Genomic DNA, 18106 nt, shown 5'->3' on the forward strand with positions numbered 1-18106 from the left:
GGGGCACGGAAGAAGGCTCCGACGATGTGGCTTCTCGTGATCTCCGGCGTGGTGGGCGCGGCGACGGTCGCCGTCATCGCGTGGCTCACGGTGCGCCACGACCGACCCCCCGTGGACGTCCTCCCTCCCCTCCGGGCGCACCGGACCACCTGGCGCGAGCGGCGCCGTCGGGCACCCGACCCCCTCGTGGCGCTGGGCCTCCAGATCCGCCTGGGCCAGCTCGCGCACGAGCTGCGCGACGTCCAGGACGACCCGGGCGTCTACGCCCGGGCGCACCACTACCTCGCCGCGCAGGGCGCGTACGACGCGCTGCTGCGCGAGGCGTGCCGGCTCAGCGGTCTCGAGGTCGACGCGGACCCGCTCGCCGCGGGCCTGCGCAGCGACGAGGACGAGCGGCTGCGCGAGGAGCTCGAGCTCAGCGCGCGCGGCTGGACCTGGTAACCGGCACACGGCAAGGGCGAGKGGTCCCCGATCCGGTGGTAGGACCGGTCGTGGTAGACGAGCGGCGTCGCGTCGCTGCGCGTCCCCGACGCGAGCGCGCGCAGCGAGACCAGGTAGCTGTCGCCCACGGGCGTGCGCTGGATGATGCGCCCGCGCACCCAGGACAGCGCACCGTCGATCACGGGCTCCCCGGAGTCGAGCGGTGACCATCCGCCGGCTGCGAAGCGGTCGATCCCGCTCGTCGCGAAGCGCGCCGACACGTCGTCCTGGTCGGCGCTGAGGAAGTTGACCGTGACCGTGCGGGCCGCGGAGATCGCGGGCCACGACGACGACGTCGACGCGAGCGAGAACGCGAGCAGCGGCGGCGCGGCCGAGACCGAGATGACCGACGTCGCGGTGAAGCCTACGGGCCGCCCCTCGTGGTGCAGCGCGACGACCGCGACGCCCGCGGGGTGCTGCCGGAACACGGCCTTGTAGGCGTCGGGGCTGAGCTGGGGCTCGTCCTGCTCGTGGAGCAGGGCCTCGAGCCCGGCGAGGCCCGCGACGTCGGAGCGGGTGGTGGGTTCGGCGGTCATCGGGTCACCTCGGCGAGCTCGGGGGCGGTCTGGTGGGTGGGGACGTCCTGCCCGACGGCGGCGCTCGCCGCCCGGAGCAACGGGCCTCCCGCACGGTCGAGCCAGGCGTCGACGGTGCTCGCGAGCTCGGCCTCGCCCAGCTGGGAGTCCAGCAGGGCGAGCGTGCGCGTGGGGACCGTGGCGCCGAGCTCGACGAGGAGCGGGCGCAGGTGCACCTCGCCGGCCAGGGCGTGCGCCGGGTTGCCCGACACCACGACCGGCACCACGACGACCCCGGCCAGGCCGTCCGGACCGTAGAGGTCGAGGAACGCCTTGAGCAGCCCGGTGTACGAGCCCTTGTAGACGGGCGTCGCGACGACCACCACGGTCGCGCCCGCGACGACCTCGCGCGCGGCGTCCGCGCGCGGGTGCACGGGGGTCAGGATCTCGGCCGCGATCTCGGCGAGGTCGATGGTCGCCGTGGTCGGGGAGATCGGGGAGCTCGCGGGGTCGGTCGAACCCGCCTCTGCCGGACGTGCCGCGAGGCCCAGGTGGTCGGCGACCCGGGCCGCGACGGCCTGTGCCGCGCCCAGGGTCCGTGACCCCGGGCGCGGGTTGCCGACCAGGGTGACCACGGTGGGGCGGGGCGGAAGAGGTGAGCCGTCGGCAGGGCCGGGTCGGTAGCCGAGGCCGCTGTCGGCTCCGGCTGGGTCGGTGGGCGGTGCCTGGTGCTGCGTCATGGTGTCCTCGCTGTCGTCGTGCTGCACGCTTGCCGCGCCGGTGCCGGCGCGACCAGGTCATCTCCCGGAGCACCCCGTCGTGGGAGGGGTTGCTGACCAGCGAGCCGGGGCTTGGCGCTGGTGCTCGTGACCGTTGGGTAGGGGTATAGCCCGGTCGGCGCGAATCTGTACCGATCCGGTCGAGATTTCTCACGGCGTGGACGGTTGTTTCGCGACGGGGCCGGGGTGGGGCGCGGTCGGGGGCCGGGCGGGAGGCCGTCGCACCGGCCGCGGCCCGGTCCCTGCCGGGGTGAGCCCGGTCCGGGGCGCGCCACGGGAAGTGGCCCCGGGCAACGGCGATGTCCCAGGTCGTGAGCCTGCCGTCTTTCAGAGTGGGACAGGAGTACGGCCGTGTTTACACGTACGTAACCTGGTGCAGTTAAGAGCCAGCCCTGCCGAGGAGCACTTCATGGATAGTCGTCTGCACTCCGTCTACGACGAGGTCCTCGCCCGAAACCCTGGTGAGGCCGAGTTCCACCAGGCGGTGCGCGAGGTCTTCGACTCGCTCGGCCCGGTGCTCCAGAAGAACCCCCAGTACGTCGACGCCGCCGTGCTCGAGCGCATCTGCGAGCCCGAGCGCCAGATCATCTTCCGCGTGCCGTGGGTCGACGACAAGAACCGCGTGCAGATCAACCGCGGGTTCCGCGTCGAGTTCAACTCGGCTCTCGGCCCGTACAAGGGTGGCCTGCGGTTCCACCCGTCGGTCTACCTGGGCATCGTCAAGTTCCTCGGGTTCGAGCAGATCTTCAAGAACTCGCTCACCGGCATGCCCATCGGCGGCGGCAAGGGCGGGTCGGACTTCGACCCGCGCGGCAGGTCCGACGGCGAGGTCATGCGCTTCTGCCAGTCGTTCATGACCGAGCTCTACCGCCACATCGGTGAGTACACCGACGTCCCGGCCGGCGACATCGGCGTGGGTGGCCGCGAGATCGGCTACCTGTTCGGCCAGTACAAGCGCATCACGAACCGCTACGAGTCCGGCGTCCTCACGGGCAAGGGCATCAGCTGGGGCGGGTCGCTCGTGCGGACCGAGGCCACGGGCTACGGCACGGTCTTCTTCGCCGACCACATGCTGCGCACCAAGGGTCAGAGCTTCGACGGCCAGCGCGTCGTCGTCTCGGGCTCCGGGAACGTCGCGACCTACGCGATCCAGAAGGCCCAGCAGCTCGGCGCGAACGTCGTGTCGTTCTCCGACTCGTCGGGTTACGTGGTCGACGAGGCAGGCGTGGACGTCGAGCTCCTCCGCCAGATCAAGGAGGTCGAGCGCGGACGCGTGGCCGACTACGTCGAGCGTCGCCCCGGTGCGCGCCTCGTCACGGGCGGCAGCATCTGGGACGTCCCCGCGACCGTCGCCCTGCCCTGCGCCACGCAGAACGAGCTGACCGAGCAGGACGCCAAGCAGCTCGTCGCCAACGGTGTCCTCGCGGTCGCGGAGGGCGCCAACATGCCCACCACGCCGGGGGCCGTGGCCCTGCTCCAGGAGGCCGGGGTGCTCTTCGCGCCCGGCAAGGCCGCGAACGCGGGCGGCGTCGCGACCTCGGCCCTCGAGATGCAGCAGAACGCTTCGCGCGACGCGTGGACGTTCGAGTACACCGAGGAGCGCCTCGCGCACATCATGGAGGGCATCCACTCGCGCTGCGAGGAGACGGCCGACGAGTACGGCGAGCCGGGCAACTACGTGCTCGGTGCGAACATCGCAGGCTTCACCAAGGTGGCCGACGCGATGATCGCCCAGGGCGTCATCTGACGGTCGTCCTGACGGGCCGCTGAGCCGGCCCGGGCACTGCCCCGCACGACCAGGAGCGGTGCGTCCCCGTGTGCCTCGAGCACGCGCGGGGCGCGCCGCTCTCGTCGTCCCCGGCGGGGCGTGAGGTGGGCTCGCGGGCCGCGCTCGCGGGCGGGCGACCCGACGACGTCACGTACGGGACGCCGTCGGGCCGCGGTCCTGCGCGGGTCTACGCTGGCCGCTGACCCGCCGGTGCGCCGTCGCGCGCCGGCCCCCGAGGCAAGGAGCACCAGCACATGGCACGCGAGGTCGCGCTCGAGATCGCCGTCCAGGACACCGACGGCGTACGGATCGCCACCGAGGTCGGCGCCAGCCGGGTCGAGCTGTGCTCGGCGCTGGGGGCGACGGGTGGGCTGACGCCGAGCGTCGGGCTGCTCGCGGCGGCCGTCGCGGTGGCCGCAGAGGCCGCGGGCGGGGGAGTGCCGGTCGAGGTCCACCCGCTGGTCCGGCCGCGCCCGGGAGGGTTCGTCTTCAGCACGGCCGAGCTCGACGTGCAGGTGCGCGACGTCCGCGCGGCCGTCGCAGCAGGCGCCGCCGGCGTCGTGATCGGGGCGCTCACGTCCGACGGGCTCGTCGACGAGGCCGCGGTCCGCGCCCTGGTCGCGGCCGCAGACGGGCGCGAGGTGACCTTCCACCGGGCGATCGACGTCGTCGAGGACGTCACCGCGGCCCTCGACCTCCTCGCGGGACTGGGGGTCACGCGCGTGCTCACGTCGGGTGGTGCGGCTCGCAGCATCGACGGGGTCGACCGGCTGGGTGCCATGGCTCGGCACTCCGCAGGGCGCGTGCAGATCCAGGCGGGTGGGGGAGTGCGAGCCCAGGACATGGGGGACCTCGTGGCGGCGGGCGTGGACGCGGTCCACCTCTCGGCCAAGGGCATCCGGCCCGACGACGGCGGCCCCGGCGGCGGGGGCGGGTCCGGCTACGAGGTCACGGACCTGGGAGCGGCACGTGAGGCCCGCGCTGCGCTCGACGTGGCGCTGGGCTCCTGAACAGGGGGCGTCGGATCCTGACGCCCTGAGATCCGCGCTGCCTCGTACCTGACCGACCGGTCGGGTGCGGGGCAGTGTGGCCCTGCGGTGTGCGCCGGGCAGGGCGTCCGTCACCCTCGATGGGAGGCTCTTGACCGTCGCGGCGGGCGCGTCCGGGGTCCTGGTCGCGTCCCCCGGCCCACCGAGCGCGGTCGGCGACGCGCGAGATCCCCGGATTCCTGCGGATCCTGCCGCGTTCGACCCTTCACGTGTTTCATTTAGGTAACTTTCCTGTTGTATTGCTCCCGTGGGGCCCGATTGATTCGTTAGTGTTCCTGCACATACCCGCCGAGCGGGGCTGATCGACGTGATGAGGCGTCGACGACTCGAAAGGACCGATGATGATCCGAAGCAAGGGGCGCAAGCGCCTTCTCACCGCGGTGGCGCTCGCCTCCGGCCTCACGCTGCTCGCCACGGGCTGCGGCTCGTCGGGTGACGACGGCGACCAGGGCACAGCGAGCAAGGGCGACGGCGTGCTCACGGTGTGGGCAGGCAGCCAGACGCCGATCGTTGCGAACTTCAACCCGTACGCGCCGACCGTCCTCCACGCTGCGCTCGGTGGCGTGTACGAGACCCTCTTCTACTACAACAAGGCCAGCGCAGAGGCTCCTACCCCGATGCTCGGGGAGTCCTTCGAGTTCAACGAGGACGGCACCGAGCTGACGGTGAAGATCCGCGAGGGCGTCACGTGGAACGACGGCAAGCCGTTCACTGCCGAGGACGTCGTCTGGTCCTTCTCGAACGAGACCTCCAAGCCGGAGTACCTCGCGTCCGCCGAGGTCGTCGACCCCACGACCGTCAAGCTCACCTTCACGGGCCCGCAGTTCACCAACGAGTTCGCCCTCCTCGGCGCTTCCTGGATGGTTCCCCAGCACGTCTGGAAGGACGTCCCCGACCCCGTGACGTTCGCCAACGAGGCGCCGGTGGGCACCGGTCCCTACACGGTCGCGAGCACGTCCGACGCGTCCTACACGATGGCCGCCAACGCCGACTACTGGGGCGGGGCACCGGCCGTCGAGAAGGTCCAGTACCTCGGGATCGACGCGAACACCTCGGCCGAGAGCCTCCTGAAGACCGGCAAGGTCGACTGGGCCGGCATGTTCGTGGCAGACCCCGACGGGCTGACCGCCGACGGCCGTCTCGGCTACATCAACACGCCGCAGGACCCGACGGTCCTGTACACCTGCGCCAACGTCGAGGCAGGGTGCGCCGGCGCACAGACGGACGTCGCGGTCCGCCAGGCGCTCAACGTCGCGATCGACCGCGGCGTCATCAACGAGAAGGCCTTCGTCGGCCTCGCCGGCGAGATCTCCCCGACGTTCGCCCTGCTCGGTCGCGACGACAAGTGGATCTCCCCTGACGTCGAGAAGGTCAGCCCGCAGGAGGCGAACGCTGCCGAGGCCGGCAAGATCCTCGAGGCCGCCGGCTACACCAAGGGCGGAGACGGCATCTACGAGAAGGACGGCAAGAAGGTCGAGCTGACCCTCACGTCCGTCGAGGGCTGGAGCGACTACAACGCCGCTGCCGAGCTCATCGCCGCGCAGGCCAAGGCCGCCGGCATCGGGGTCACGGCCAGCACCGTCACGTGGGACGAGTTCTCGGACTCGCGCCAGACCGGCAGCTTCGAGCTGATCATGGGAGGCGTCGTCGGCACCTCGGTCGCCGACCCGTTCCAGATCTACCGCGACTGGTTCAGCGGCGAGTACACGCAGCCCGTCGGGACTCAGCTCGAGTCCGGCGAGTGGAACTTCTCCCGGTACTCGAACCCCACGGTCGACGCAGCCGTCAACGCCGCAGCCGCGACGAACGACGAGGCGGCGAAGAAGGACGCCTACGCCACGATCCAGACCGAGATCACGCGTGACCTCCCGTACATCCCGCTGGTCATCAACGCGACGCAGACCTTCTTCGACCAGAAGGACTTCACCGGGTGGCCCACGGAGGACAACCTTTACGCCTTCCCGCCGTCGTGGGGTTCGGTGTCTGCCGGCGTGGTGCTGAGCACCATCAAGCCCGCCGAGTGATGTCGGGCCGAGGAGGAGCTTCGATGATGATGGGACGTACAGAACGGTGAAGTACTACGCTCGGCGGCTCACGTTCTACGTGATCACCCTGTGGGCCGCCATATCCCTCAACTTCTTCATCCCTCGGCTGATGCCGGGGAACGCGGAGGACATCTTCCGGGCAAAGATGGCCCGCAAGGGAGAGCTCACCCCCGCGATGGAGAAGAGCATCCAGCTCCTCTTCGGCTCCGACGACCAGTCGTCCTTGTGGGACCAGTACCTGCGGTACTGGAACAACCTCCTGCACGGCGACCTCGGGACCTCCATCACCAAGTTCCCCGCCCCGGTGTCCGAGCTGATCGGTCAGGCTCTGCCCTGGACCATCGTGCTCGTCGGCCTGGCGACCGTCCTGTCCTTCGTCATCGGGATCTCCCTGGGCGCGTGGGTCGGCTGGCGGCGGGGAACCTGGGTGGACGGGGTCATCCCGGCATCCACCCTCCTGCAGTCCGTGCCGTACTTCTGGCTCGCACTGATCCTCATCGCGGTGTTCTCCGTGAACCTGGCCTGGTTCCCGATCATCGGCGGCTACGACACGTTCATGTTCCCGGACGGCCCTGTGCCCACCTGGGAGTTCTTCTCGAGCGCCGTCTACCACGGGTTCCTGCCCGCGCTGACGATCGTCCTGTCCTCGGTGGGCGGCTGGCTCCTCGGGATGCGCAACATGATGGTCTCGACCCTGTCCGAGGACTACATCACCACGGCCGAGGCCAAGGGGCTGCGACCCTTCCGGATCCTCACGACCTACGCCACGCGCAACGCGGCCCTGCCGTCGCTCGCCGGGTTCAGCGTCTCGCTCGGCTTCGTGGTCGCCGGGTCGATCGTCATGGAGCAGGTCTTCACCTACCCCGGTGTCGGGAAGCTGATGATCAACGCGGTCCAGGACAAGGACTTCGCGCTCATGCAGGGGGTGTTCCTCGTCATCACCGTCACGGTGCTCGCGGCGAACTTCCTCATGGACCTTCTGTACGGCTTCATCGACCCGAGGGCTCGACACAATGGCTGACGACGACATCCGCACGCAGGAGTTCGTGACTCCCGCCACCAGCTCGTCCCCGGTCGCCGAGACAGTGGCCGACGGGATCGCTCCGAGGGACCGTACCGAGGGGCTCGTGCCCGACGTCCCGACCCCGAGGGACGTCTCGACGGCAGGACTGACGGCCGACGCACCGGTCGTCGCCCCGCCCCGGCGCGGGTTCCGCGAGATGCTGCCTCGCAGGTCGGGCAAGCTGATCGTCGGTCTGGTGCTCACGATCGGTATCGGCCTGTTCGCGATCATCGCGCCGTTCGTCACGCAGGATCCCTGGAACTACGACAACCCGGTGTTCGAGCCGCCGAGCGCGGCACACCTCCTGGGCACCAACAACCTCGGTGCGGACCTCTTCGCGCAGCTCGCAGAAGGCGCGGCCGGGTCGTTGACCGTAGGCCTCGTCGCGGGGGCCATCGCCGTCGTCCTGTCGCTGTTCTTCGGGATCGTCGCCGGCTACGTCGGCGGCTGGACGGACGAGGGCCTCTCGCTCGTCACCAACGTCATGCTCGTCATCCCGGGGCTCCCGCTGGTCATCGTGATCGCGAGCTACATGGAGAGCCGCAGCATGTGGATCATCGCGGTCGTCCTCGGCCTGACGAGCTGGGCGGGCTCGGCGATCGTGCTTCGTTCGCAGGCCAAGTCGCTGCGGAGCCGCGACTACGTGGCGGCGTCCCGCGTCGCGGGCGAGAAGCCGATGCGCATCATCACGGTCGAGATCCTGCCGAACCTCCTGCCGCTGCTCGCCGCACAGTTCCTCTTCGCCGTCGTGCTCGCGATCCTCGCCGAGGCCGGCCTGTCCTATCTCGGGCTCGGCCCGTCAGGGGCGATCACCTGGGGAACCATGCTCAACCAGGCCAGCCAGCACAACGCCTTCACGATCGGCGCGTGGTGGTGGTTCGTGCCGCCGGGCCTCATGATCGCGTTGTTCGGCTGTGGTCTCTCGCTCATCAACTTCAGCATCGACGAGATCATCAACCCGAAGCTGCGCACGGCGCCGGCGGCGGTCAAGAGCGTCCGCAAGGCGCGCAAGGCGCAGGTACGGGACGAGGACACGCGCCCGGACCCCGAGGCCGACGCCCCCGTCGACGGCGACGACACCGGCGGCAACGCCAAGGAGAAGGAGAGGGTGAACGCATGACGGCGCTCACGACCGGGCCGCTGACGACGCCCGACCACGCGGAGTCGATCGCCGGCCTCGCGCCGGTCCTCACAGCGCGCAACGTCTCGATCGAGTACGAGGTCACGCCCCCGGTCAAGGCTGTCAAGGACGTGTCCCTGACCCTGCACCGTGGCGAGATCCTCGGCCTCGCCGGAGAGTCGGGATGCGGCAAGACGACCCTGGCCTACGGGATCAACCAGCTCCTGAAGCCACCCGCCCTGCGTACCGCAGGGGAGATCGTCTTCCACGACCAGGACGGGACGGACATCGACGTCGCCGCGCTCGAGGGGGACGCGCTGCGGGCGTTCCGGTGGGACAAGATCTCGATGGTCTTCCAGGGAGCCATGAACTCCTTGAACCCGGTCATCAGCGTGCGGTCCCAGCTGTTCGACGTCTTCACCACGCACCGTCCCGGCATGTCGAACGCCGAGAAGCTCGAGCGCAGCCGGGAGCTGCTGCAGCTCGTCGGTGTGGACCCGAACCGTCTCGACAGCTTCGCCCACGAGCTCTCGGGCGGCATGCGCCAGCGCGTCATGATCGCCATGGCGCTCGCGCTCAACCCGCAGGTCATGATCATGGACGAGCCGACGACCGCTCTCGACGTCGTCGTGCAGCGGGGGATCCTCCGAGAGATCATGCGCCTGCGCGAGCAGTTCAACTTCGCGGTCGTCTTCATCACGCACGACCTGCCGCTGCTGCTCGAGATCAGCGACCGGATCGCGGTGATGCGGCACGGCGAGATCGTCGAGCTCAACACCTCCGCGAACATCTTCGCGAAGCCGCAGCACGAGTACACGCGCAAGCTTCTCGCTTCCTTCCCCAGTCTCACCGGGGACCGTGGCTCGTTCGTGCGCAGCGGTGAGAGCACGGAAGGGAACGCACTGTGAGCACGCTCGAGGTCAAGAACCTCACCAAGGACTTCCGCGTGCGCGGCAGCGGGGCGGGCAAGAAGTTCCGTGCCGTGGACGACGTCTCGTTCACGCTCGAGCCCGGCCGGACCATCGCCCTGGTCGGAGAGTCGGGCTCGGGCAAGTCGACCGTCGCCCGGATGATCTCCAAGCTCGAGACGCCGACGTCGGGCGAGATCCTCATCGACGGCAGGAAGAGCGCGACCCGCGGGCGCGCGCTGGCGGAGTACCGCCGCAACGTGCAGATGGTCTTCCAGGACCCGTTCGCCTCGCTGAACCCGTTCCACACGATCGCGCACCACATCGAGCGTCCCCTCCGGCTGCACGGCAAGGCGAAGGGGCGCACGGAGATCGACGCACAGGTCCACCAGCTCCTCGAGCGGGTGAACCTCACGCCCGCACCGATCGTGGCGGCGAGACGGCCGCACGAGCTCTCCGGTGGGCAGCGACAGCGTGTCGCGATCGCCCGTGCGCTCGCCCCGGGAGCCCGCTTCCTGGTGGCGGACGAGCCGGTCTCGATGCTGGACGTCTCGATCCGGTTGTCCGTGCTGAACCTTCTGGCCCGGCTGCAGCGCGAGGAGAGCCTGGGCGTCCTGTACATCACGCACGACCTCGCGACCGCTCGTCACTTCAGCGACGAGATCATCGTGATGTTCCGCGGGAAGATCGTGGAACGTGGGCCGTCGGACGAGGTCATCCTCAACCCGCAGCACGACTACACGAAGCTCCTCCTGGGGGCGGCGCCCAACCCGGAGAACCATGGGCGGCTTCGCGAGGAGGTGCGCAGAGAGCTCGCGTCGGCATCGGCAACCTCGGGGGATGCCGGTGCGGCGCGCGACCGCTTCGGCACAGCCGACCTCTGAGGTCGGCCGCCGGAGCGGTGCCGGTGGCGAGCAGGCGACCGGCAGGACGAGGAACGGCCCCGGGCAGATGCCCGGGGCCGTTCCTCGTCGCCAGTGCGGCGGCCTCGCCGGCACGCGGCCCCACCGGCGGCTCGCCCGGCTCTTCTGGTCGGCGATCCCGTCGCGTCACCGTCCGACGCCGGAGCGACGGCCTAGAGTCGGGACGTGCCCACCAGGAACCTGCGCATCGCGCCCACCACCGCCCCCGTCCGGCCCGCGGCCGACCCGGTCCTCGCGGCGCTCGCATCGCTGCGTGCCGAGATGGAGATCCCCGCGGGCTTCCCGCAGGACGTGCTCGACGACGCAGCGGCCGCGGCCGCGACCGACGTCTCGTCGGGGCGTGCGGACCTGCGTGCCGTCGGCTTCGTGACGATCGACCCGCCCGGGTCCATGGACCTCGACCAGGCCGTCCACCTCGAGCGGTCTCCCGGGGGATTTCACGTGCGGTACGCGATCGCCGACCTCGGGGTGTTCGTGACCCCGGGCGGTGCGCTGGACGCCGAGGTGAACGAGCGCGGGATGACGCTCTACGGCCCCGACGAGCGGACCCCGCTGCACCCGGAGGTGCTGTCGGAGTCGGCGGCGAGCCTCCTGCCGGACGCGGACCGTCCGGCCGCCGTCTGGCACGTCGAGCTCGACGAGCGCGGAGAGATCGTCTCCGCGCGGGTCGAGCGTGCCCTCGTGCGCAGCACCGCGCGACTCACCTACGAGGAGGCCCAGGCCCGGCTCGACGCCGGCGACGCGGGCGAGATGCTCGACCTGCTCCGCGAGATCGGGCTGCTGCGCGAGGCGCGCGAGCGGGAGCGTGGCGGCGTGTCGCTCAACGTGCCCGAGCAGGACGTCGTGGCGCACCCGGACGGGACGTTCGGGCTCGCGTTCCGCTCGACGCTGCCGGTCGAGGGGTGGAACGCCCAGATCTCCCTGCTCACCGGGATCGCGGCGGCACGGCTCATGCGCGCGGGCGGTGTCGGGATCTTCCGCACCCTGCCCGCGGCGGACCCGCGTGACCTCGCGCGCCTGCGGCGCACGGCCCGGGCGCTGGGCATCGACTGGCCCGAGGACGTCACGTACGGCGACCTGCTGTCGACGCTCGACTCGGGGACCTCGCGGCACGCCGCGTTCCTCAACGAGGCGACGTCGCTGTTCCGGGGGGCCTCGTACGCGCCGTTCGGTGGGGTGGGGCAATCTCCGGGGGTGCCCGACGACGTCGCGCACGCCGCCATCGCGGCCGAGTACGCGCACGTGACCGCACCGCTGCGCCGCCTGGTCGACCGCTACGGCACCGAGATCTGCCTGGCCCTCAGCGCGGGGGCGCAGGTCCCGATCTGGGTACGCGAGGCGCTTCCGGGGCTGCCGCGGACCATGGCCCGCACGGGGCAGAGGGCCGGATCGTACGAGCGGTCGAGCGTCGACGTCGTCGAGGCCGCGCTGCTCGCGGGCCGCGTGGGCGAGGAGTTCGACGCGGTGGTGGTCGACGTCGAGAACGACGACGAGCGCCGACGCCGTGCGACCAAGGATGCCGAACGGGCTGCGAAGGCGTCGGCCCGCGACGGGGCGGCCACCTCCGCGGCCAGCGGTCCCTCTGCCGGAGCGGCAGCACCGGCGACGGCCGGCCACGACCTGGTGCGCGGTCAGGTCGTGATCGCCGAGCCCGCGGTCCGTGCGAGCGTCCAGGGCGTCGGCCTGCCGCTCGGCGACCCGGTCCGGGTGCGGCTGCGCGAGGCGTCGATCGAGCTGCGACGGGTCGGGTTCGACCTGGTCTGAGGCCCCCGTCCGGTCGAGTGCATGATTCCGCCGCGAAATGCCCGGCGAGTCGCAGCGGAATCATGCACTCGGCAGGGGAGAGGGGAGGATGGACCCATGCCTCCTCGTCGCCGCACCGACCCGGCCGTCGGCCGTACCGCCCTGGCCGCCTGGCAGGACGGTGCCGCAGGCCGTCCTGAGGTCACGACCGCCGTCCGCTTCACGCTCGAGGAGCTCGCCGAGGTCTCGCCGGGGCACGCGGTCGAGGTCCGGGTCCCTCCGTACGGGGCGGTCCAGGCCGTCGAGGGACCGCGGCACACGCGCGGGACCCCGCCCAACGTGGTCGAGACGGACCCCGAGACCTGGCTCGGCCTGGTCACGGGCACCGTGGCCTGGGCCGACGCCGTCACCGACGGACGGATCAGCGCGTCGGGCGAACGCTCGGACATCTCGGCACTGCTGCCGTTGCAGGCCGCCCGCCGCCGCGACCGCTAGGGCGAGCCGAGCGCTCGGACCTGCGCGCCGCCGTCGGGCACGCGGACACCTCCCGACCGGCGGGTGAACTTCGCCCCGCGACCCGCACCTCCGAAGTTCCCAGTGTCTGCATCGTGAGATAGCGTGCCAGGCGAACGGGCGACGGCGCCCGTCGACCGGTCTACGCACGACGACGTCGCGCACCCCGGCAGGACAGTGCCGTTCGTAGGGGGAAGCGGGCGTTCGACCGGAAGTGACCGGCCGGACACCGCGCGTTCATCAGCCTGCTGTTGGATTCCAGAGCCCGCACCTGCGCCACCCGCGCCGAGGTGGGCGCGCCGGGAACCCGGCCACGACACGAAGGAGTCAGCGTGATCGGTAGTCATGATCAGTCCCGACGCAGGAGAGGTGTGGTCGCGGCCACCCTGTCCGCGTCGCTCGTCGCCACGGCGGCGTTCAGCACGGTAGCCGCGGGGGCTGCCTCTGCTGCGGTCGACGGGTCGTCCGTCGTCATCAACGAGGCATACCTCAACGGTGGCAGCGCGAACGCCCCGTACCTCAACAAGTTCGTCGAGCTCTACAACCCGACGGCCGCGGACATCGACCTCACGGGCTGGTCCGTCCAGTACCGGTCCGCGACGGGCACGGGGGCCTCGAACGGCGTCGTCCCGCTGTCGGGCAAGATCAGGGCCGGTGGCTACTACCTGGTCCAGGGCGCCTCGAACGGCGCCAACGGCGCCGCTCTCCCCACGCCGGACGCGACGGGCACCATCGCTCCGCAGGGTCAGAACGGCACGCTCGCGCTGGTCAAGTCACCCTCGGCGATCACGCTGACGCCGGGCTCGCTCGTGGGCAACCCGCAGGTCGTCGACCTCCTGGGCTACGGCTCGTCCAACACGTTCGAGACCGCGGCCGCTCCTGCGGGCACCGCGAACAACGTGCCCAGCTCGCTCAACCGTGCGGCCGGCGCAGACACGGACGACAACTCCGTGGACTTCGCGGTCAGCAGCACCGTCACCCCGCAGAACAGCGGTGGCGGCTCCGGCCCCGGCCCGGACCCTGAGCCCGGCACGGCCAGGACCATCGCCGAGATCCAGGGCACGGGCGCCGCGAGCCCCCTCGTGGGACAGACCGTCACGACGCGCGGCGTCGTGACCGCGACCTACCCCTCGGGCGGTTTCGACGGCCTCTACATCCAGACGGCTGGCTCGGGCGGCGACCTGGACCTCGCGACGCACACCGCGTCGGACGGCCTCTTCGTGTACTCGAAGGCTGCGGCGACGGCGCTGCAGGTCGGTCAGCACGTCGAGGTCACGGGCGTCGTCTCGGAGTACTTCGGCCTGACGCAGGTCACGCCTGCCGCGGGCGGCTGGACGGTCCTGACGGACCCCGCCGAGGTCGTGAAGCCCGCGAACGTCGCGTACCCCGCGACCGACGCGGACCGCGAGAAGCTCGAGGGCATGCTGGTCCAGCCCGCCGGTGACTACACCGTCGCCGACAACTACGACACGAACTACTACGGTTCGGTCGTCCTGGCCAGCGGCACCGAGCCGCTCCGTCAGCCCACGTCGGTCGGTCGGCCGGGCAGCGCGGAGGCCGCAGCCGCGGTCGCCGACGCGAACGCCCGCCGGGTCAACCTCGACGACGGCGCGACGACCAACTTCAACAACGCGGCCAACAAGGCCAAGCCCCTGCCGTACCTGACCGGTGGCGCACCCGTGCGCGTCGGAGCGCTCGCGACGTTCACGTCGCCCGTGGTCCTCGACTACCGGTTCGACGGCTGGAACTTCCAGCCCGTCACGGAGCTGACCCCGGCCAACGCCGCCGCGGTGCAGCCCGCGACGTTCGCGAACACGCGCACGGACTCCCCGGAGGACGTGGGCGGCGACGCGACCGTGGCGACGTTCAACGTCCTGAACTACTTCACCACGACGGGCGACCAGCTCAGCGGGTGCCAGTTCTACACGGACCGCGAGGGGAACCCCATCACCGTGCGTACGGGCTGCGACGCCCGCGGCGCGGCGAACGCGACCAACCTGCAGCGTCAGGAGACCAAGATCGTCGCGGCGATCAACGCGCTCGACGCGGACGTGGTCTCGCTCGAGGAGATCGAGAACTCGAAGGCGTTCGGCAAGGACCGCGACTCGGCGCTCTCGACGCTCACCTCGAAGCTCAACGCCGCGGCCGGCGCGGGGACCTGGGCGTTCGTGCCCTCCCCGGCCACGCTGCCCGCCTCGGAGGACGTCATCCGCACGGCCTTCATCTACCGTCCGGCGGCCGTCGAGCCCGTGGGGGCCTCGGTCATCCACGACGTCGCGGCCTTCGACAACGCGCGTGAGCCGCTCGCCCAGACCTTCCGGGTCGCCGGGGGAGAGGCCTCCTCGGACTTCGTCGTCATCGCCAACCACTTCAAGTCCAAGGGCTCGGGCTCGGGTGCCGACGCCGACCAGGGCGACGGGCAGGGCGCCTCGAACGCCTCGCGCGTCAAGCAGGCCACGGCGCTCGTCACGTTCGCCGACCAGGTCTCCACGGCCGCCGGCACCGACAAGGTGCTGCTCGCGGGCGACTTCAACGCCTACGCCCAGGAGGACCCGATCAAGGTCCTGACGGACGCGGGCTACGTGGACCTCGGCCCCACCACGGGCAAGGAGACGTACCTGTTCGACGGCCTCGTCGGCTCGCTCGACCACGTGCTCGCCTCGCCCGGTGCCGCCGCTGCCGTGACGGACACCGACATCTGGAACATCAACTCGGTCGAGCCCATCGCGAACGAGTACAGCCGCTACAACTACAACGTCTCGAACCTGTACGACACCACGGCGTTCCGCTCGTCCGACCACGACCCGATCGTCGTCGGCCTCGAGCTGGGCGGCGAGGAGCCGGGCGGGGTCAAGGAGCTCGACCTGCTCGCGATCAACGACTTCCACGGTCGTATCGACGCGAACACGGTCAACTTCGCCGGGACCGTCGAGCAGCTGCGCGCCGCCAACCCGGCGGGCACCGCGTTCCTCTCGGTCGGCGACAACATCGGCGCGTCGCTCTTCGCGTCGGCGCTGCAGGACGACCAGCCGACCATCGACGTGCTCAACGCCCTGGACCTGTCCGCCTCCGCGGTGGGCAACCACGAGTTCGACAAGGGCTTCAGCGACCTGGCGGGGCGCGTGACCGACGCGGCCGACTGGTCCTACCTGGGCGCGAACGTCTACGCCAAGGACACCACCAACCCGGTCCTGCCGGAGTATGCGGTGATCGACGTCGACGGCGTCAAGGTCGGCGTCATCGGCGCCGTCACCGAGGAGACCCCGACGCTCGTGACCCCGTCCGGGATCGCGGACCTCTCGTTCGGCGACCCCGTCGAGGCCGTGAACCGCGTGGCCGCGCAGCTGCGTGACGGCGACCCGGCGAACGGTGAGGCCGACCTGCTGGTCGCGCTCTACCACGAGGGTGCGAGCGCCGGCACGCCGGACGGCTCCTCGCTCGAGCAGGAGCTCGCCCACCAGGGCGCGTTCGAGCAGATCGTCAACGACACGGACGCCCGTGTCGCGGCGATCTTCACGGGCCACACCCACAAGCAGTACGCGTGGGAGGCGCCGATCCCCGGCACCGACAAGACCCGTCCCGTCCTGCAGACGGGCAGCTACGGCGAGAACATCGGGCACGTGAGCCTGACGTTCGACACCGCGACGGACGAGGTCACCGACTACTCGGTCGCGAACGTCAAGCGCACCACGACGCCTGCTCCGGAGCTCGTCGCGGCGTACCCGCGCGTGGCCGAGGTCAAGACGATCGTCGACGCGGCGCTCGCGCAGGCCGAGGTCATCGGCGCTCAGCCGGTCGGCTCGGTCACCGCGGACATCACGACCGCCTTCCTGGGCGGCTCGTACGTCGACGGCAAGTACAAGGGCTCGGGCCCGCTGCCCTCCACGGGTCGTGACGACCGTGCCTCGGAGTCGACCCTGGGCAACCTCGTGGCGACCTCGCTGCTCGACACGCTGGCCGACCCGGCCCGAGGCGGCGCCGACTTCGGTGTCGTCAACGCGGGCGGCCTGCGCAACGAGCTGTTCTACGGCGACGACGGCGTGATCACCTACGCCGAGGCCAACGCGGTCCTGCCGTTCGTCAACAACCTGTGGACCGTGTCCCTCACGGGCGCGCAGGTCGAGACGATGCTCGAGCAGCAGTGGCAGACCAACCCCGACGGCACGCGCCCGTCGCGCCCGTTCCTGGCGCTGGGCCTGTCGGACAACGTCAAGTACACGGTCAAGACGACCGACGTGAACGCCACCCCCGGCGACAACGTCACCTCGGTCCTGGTCAACGGCGAGCCGCTCGACCCGGCCAAGACGTACCGGGTCGCGACGTTCTCGTTCCTCGCCACGGGTGGTGACAACTTCCGGGTCTTCGCGCAGGGCACGGACGCGCGCGACTCGGGTCTGATCGACCGCGACGCGTGGATCTCCTACCTGCAGACCCACCCGAACCTCAGCCCCGACTTCGCTCGTCGCAGCGTGGTCGCGGACGGTCTGGGGACGGTCACCGCGGGCGAGTCCGTGACGGCCCAGGTCTCGCGCCTGAACCTCACGTCGCTCGGCAGCCCGCTCAACACGGGCGTCTCGGCGTACCTCGTGCCTGCGGGCACGGCGTTCGACGCGGCCAACCCGGGCACGCCCGTGGCCACGGGCACGGTCACGAACGGGGCTGCGAGCCTCGAGGTGCCTGTCCCGGCAGAGACCGCGGGGGGCGAGTACGGCGTGTACGTCGTCGCCGCCCCGAGCGGGACGGTCACGCGGCTGGCCCTGACGGTCGAGGGTGCAGACCTGCCCGACGTCGTCATGGACGGCCTGACGGCCACGACCCAGTGCGTGGCGGGTCGCGTGCACCTCTCGGTCAAGGGCACGAACGGCGAGTCGCTCCCGATCGACGTGCGCTACACGACCGCGTTCGGCGAGAAGAAGTTCACCAAGCTGCAGCCGGGCAAGATCGCGGCGCAGTCGTTCAACAGCCGTGCGACGTCGGTGCCCGCGGGCACGGTGCGCGTCGCGGCGTACAAGTGGCAGGACGGTCAGGGCTTCTACGAGACCTACGACCTGGCCTACCCGGCGGTCACGTGCGGCTGACGCAGCGCGTGTGATCGTCTGAACGTCGTCGGGCCTGCTCTCCTGGTCGCCAGGGCAGCAGGCCCGACGGCGTCCCGCCCCCGGGTGCGGGGGCGCACCCGCGCGGGCCGCGCCAGGGAGAC

12 protein-coding genes, 1 pseudogene and 1 riboswitch are annotated in these 18106 nt (G+C 71.0%); of the genes and pseudogenes, 11 read left to right on the forward strand and 2 right to left on the reverse strand.

What is annotated here, in order from left to right; translation table 11 throughout:
• Nucleotides 1–24 precede the first annotated feature (24 nt).
• Complete coding sequence (locus tag ASE15_RS17585; protein WP_235534509.1) at nt 25–441, forward strand: hypothetical protein; 417 nt, start codon at nt 25–27, stop codon at nt 439–441.
• Nucleotides 442–482: 41 nt separating this feature from the next.
• On the opposite strand, the pseudogene ASE15_RS17590 reads toward ASE15_RS17585, so the two are convergent.
• Together ASE15_RS17590 and ASE15_RS17595 are read right to left on the reverse strand one after the other, a co-directional pair.
• Nucleotides 483–1016: pseudogene (locus tag ASE15_RS17590) on the reverse strand (flavin reductase family protein); the annotation flags it as partial.
• Nucleotides 1013–1735 carry an NADPH-dependent FMN reductase gene (locus tag ASE15_RS17595; RefSeq protein ID WP_082618578.1) on the reverse strand — a complete coding sequence of 241 codons (723 nt, stop codon included), beginning with the start codon at nt 1733–1735 and terminating at the stop codon, nt 1013–1015. The gene ASE15_RS17595 and the pseudogene ASE15_RS17590, both read right to left, overlap by 4 nt.
• Nucleotides 1736–1755: 20 nt before the next feature.
• A riboswitch (SAM riboswitch) is annotated at nt 1756–1867 on the reverse strand.
• Nucleotides 1868–2183: 316 nt separating this feature from the next.
• On the opposite strand from ASE15_RS17595, the gene gdhA reads away from it, so the two are divergent.
• From gdhA to ASE15_RS17645, 10 genes are all read left to right on the forward strand, one after another.
• A complete protein-coding gene (gene gdhA, locus ASE15_RS17600; protein ID WP_056652431.1) occupies nt 2184–3521 on the forward strand; it encodes an NADP-specific glutamate dehydrogenase in 1338 nt (445 codons plus the stop codon).
• A gap of 275 nt (nt 3522–3796) precedes the next feature.
• Entirely contained in the window at nt 3797–4552 is a 756-nt protein-coding gene (locus ASE15_RS17605; protein WP_056764694.1) for a copper homeostasis protein CutC, read from the forward strand.
• A gap of 380 nt (nt 4553–4932) precedes the next feature.
• Nucleotides 4933–6615, forward strand: coding sequence for an ABC transporter substrate-binding protein (locus ASE15_RS17610; protein WP_056653424.1), 1683 nt, complete (start codon nt 4933–4935; stop codon nt 6613–6615).
• A 46-nt stretch (nt 6616–6661) separates the two neighbouring features.
• On the forward strand, nt 6662–7657 hold the full coding sequence (locus ASE15_RS17615) for an ABC transporter permease (protein ID WP_056652425.1): 996 nt from the start codon (nt 6662–6664) through the stop codon (nt 7655–7657).
• Nucleotides 7650–8819, forward strand: a complete 1170-nt coding sequence (locus tag ASE15_RS17620) for an ABC transporter permease (RefSeq protein ID WP_157257661.1) — start codon at nt 7650–7652, stop codon at nt 8817–8819. Before ASE15_RS17615 ends, ASE15_RS17620 begins: the two co-directional genes overlap by 8 nt.
• Nucleotides 8816–9727: an ABC transporter ATP-binding protein gene (locus tag ASE15_RS17625; RefSeq protein WP_082608994.1), complete on the forward strand. Its 912-nt coding sequence runs from the start codon at nt 8816–8818 to the stop codon at nt 9725–9727. Before ASE15_RS17620 ends, ASE15_RS17625 begins: the two co-directional genes overlap by 4 nt.
• Nucleotides 9724–10611, forward strand: coding sequence for an ABC transporter ATP-binding protein (locus ASE15_RS17630; protein ID WP_056764696.1), 888 nt, complete (start codon nt 9724–9726; stop codon nt 10609–10611). Before ASE15_RS17625 ends, ASE15_RS17630 begins: the two co-directional genes overlap by 4 nt.
• Nucleotides 10612–10815: 204 nt before the next feature.
• Nucleotides 10816–12414, forward strand: coding sequence for an RNB domain-containing ribonuclease (locus ASE15_RS17635; protein WP_056764698.1), 1599 nt, complete (start codon nt 10816–10818; stop codon nt 12412–12414).
• Nucleotides 12415–12510: 96 nt separating this feature from the next.
• A complete protein-coding gene (locus tag ASE15_RS17640) occupies nt 12511–12888 on the forward strand; it encodes a sterol carrier family protein (RefSeq protein WP_056652419.1) in 378 nt (125 codons plus the stop codon).
• Nucleotides 12889–13277: 389 nt separating this feature from the next.
• A complete protein-coding gene (locus ASE15_RS17645) occupies nt 13278–17984 on the forward strand; it encodes an ExeM/NucH family extracellular endonuclease (RefSeq protein ID WP_056764700.1) in 4707 nt (1568 codons plus the stop codon).
• The last annotated feature ends 122 nt before the right edge of the window (nt 17985–18106 follow it).

Source organism: Oerskovia sp. Root22 (genome assembly GCF_001429135.1).
Classification (GTDB): domain Bacteria; phylum Actinomycetota; class Actinomycetes; order Actinomycetales; family Cellulomonadaceae; genus Oerskovia; species Oerskovia enterophila.